Origin of the sequence: Halorubrum sp. SD683 (assembly GCF_002135045.1) — an archaeon.
GTDB lineage: Archaea > Halobacteriota > Halobacteria > Halobacteriales > Haloferacaceae > Halorubrum > Halorubrum ezzemoulense.
In genome coordinates this window covers 1-1,934 of record NZ_NEWJ01000133.1, presented here as the reverse complement: position 1 = coordinate 1,934, position 1,934 = coordinate 1, and the positions used below count along the sequence as shown (strand labels likewise).

The 1,934-nt window shown below is 73.3% G+C and carries 2 protein-coding genes and 1 pseudogene; 2 read left to right on the top strand and 1 reads right to left on the bottom strand.

Going from position 1 to position 1,934, the window contains the following annotated elements:
* Positions 1-283, bottom strand: a pseudogene (locus tag B9G49_RS15975) (TIGR04206 family protein); the annotation flags it as partial.
* Between the two features lie 117 nt (positions 284-400).
* Between B9G49_RS15975 and B9G49_RS15970 the strand changes: the two are divergent.
* Positions 401-1,168, top strand: coding sequence for a hypothetical protein (locus B9G49_RS15970; RefSeq protein WP_086217024.1), 768 nt, complete (start codon positions 401-403; stop codon positions 1,166-1,168).
* A gap of 31 nt (positions 1,169-1,199) precedes the next feature.
* On the top strand, positions 1,200-1,934 hold a 735-nt coding region (locus B9G49_RS15965), incomplete at its 3' end, for a M48 family metalloprotease (RefSeq protein ID WP_086217023.1).

Below are 1,934 nucleotides of genomic sequence, written 5' to 3'. Positions count from 1 at the left end.
ACGACCACACCGGGTACCCGCCGATCCCGCCGTCGGCGCCGAGCGTCACGAATCCCCAGAGGCTCACCAGCGTCGCGGTCCCGTCGCCGCCGGGCACGACCGCCATCGGGACCGCGAGCAACGCGGCGGCGAGGAGCCATTCGACGCGCCCGCTGGTCGACGGGCCGTCCGGCTTCGACGCGGGTCGGGGCCTCGATTCCGCCTCCGGCCGTGCGGTCGATTCGGCCGGCGACTGCGACCCCGACCCTGCCCCCGACCCCGAAGCGCCGTCCGGTCTCTCCATGCGAGCGGTTCGACGCCCGGAAGTAAGTATGGTCGGGGCGTCGGGGCGGCGGTGCGTCGGTGCCGCCGCGCGAGCGGTCCCCGTCAAGCGTAACTCATCGCCGCCCGTAAGCAGGGTGTGAACACTGACGACGGCGGCCACCACGACGCGGCGGTCGACGCGCTGGCGGCGCGAGCGTACGAGCGGGCGGGCGACCGCTACACCCGCGGGGGGCGACGCGTGCTAGCCGACCCGCGGCCGGAGGTCGACCCCTTCGAGCCCGACGAGAAGGGGTGGATCGGACAGGGGCTCCAACAGCTGCTCGCCGCGGCGGTCGCGTACCGCGTCGCGGGCGCCGACGGTCGCGCGACCCAGCGCGCGGTTGAGGGGATCGCCGCGAGCCGCGACTTCGGACGCGTCCTCGACGAGCCGGGGCAGGGGGCCTGCCTGAGCGAGTTCGTCGCAGACTTCCGGGTCGCCGGCGGGCTGGGCGGCGCCGACGACGCGTACGACGACGCGGCGGCGCGCTACGAGGCGGCGGACGACGGCGTCGACGCGCCGCAGGCGCTCGCGACGACGCCGCTCTTTGAGGCCGCGGCCGCGACGATCAAGCAGGTCGCGCGGGGACAGGCGGACGGCGAGATCGCGATCAAGTGGGAGGACCTCCACGGCGCCGACCCCGACCGCCCGGGCGATTTCCTCGCGCACCGCGCCCGATTCAAGAAGCAGCGGTTCCGCGGCCTGATCGAGCGCGCGGTTGATGACGGCCACCTCGCCGCGCCCCGAGGGACGACCGAGTACAACAACGACGGGAACCGCTGTCCGAACTGCGGGTCGACCCACGTGAACTGGGCCGGCACCGGGATCCTCTGTCTGCGGTGTTCGACGCCGACCGAGAGCATTTAACGGTCGGAGTCGAACCGGCCGATCGACACCGATGTCGCCCTCCATTCCCTCGTTCGGGAGCGACGAGCGGTCGCCGCCCCGGGGCGCTCCCGGCTCCGGCGCGCTCGGCGCTGACCGCGGGCTCCGGATCCGGATGCTCGTCGCGACCGCGCTGGTGGTCGCGCTCCCGTTCGCGTTCGTGTACGCGTTCGTTTTCCTGATCAACGCGGTCGGCCTCCCACTCTTGGAGTGGGCGAACGAGCGCCCCTACACCGGCGAGGTGTACGTCGACCCCGTCTTCCTCGCGGTCGTCGTCCTCGGCGGGCTAGCGGTCCAGTACCGCTACGGGCCGCGGACCGTGCTCCGGTCGGTCGGCGCGCGGCGCGTCTCGGCAGACGAGTACCCGGAACTCCACGCCGCGGTGACGCGGCTGGCCGCGCAGGCCGACGTGCCCGGTCCCGATGTCGCCGTCAAACACACCGAAATCCCGAACGCGTTCGCGGTCGGGACCCCCGGCGACGGCACCGTCGTCGTCACGACCGGGCTGCTCGACCGGCTCGGCGACGAAGAGCTGGAGGCCGTGCTCGCCCACGAGCTGTCGCACCTCGCCAACCGGGACGCGAGCCTGATGACCGTCGCGTGGGTGTTGCCGACCGTCACCTACTACCTCGCCGTCCTCGCCTCCTACGTCCTCTACGGACTGGTCAGGTTCCTCGGGGCCGGTGGCGGGGGCGGCGGGAACCGCGACGGCCGCGGGCTGCTGGTCGGTCTCGTCGTGATCACGGTC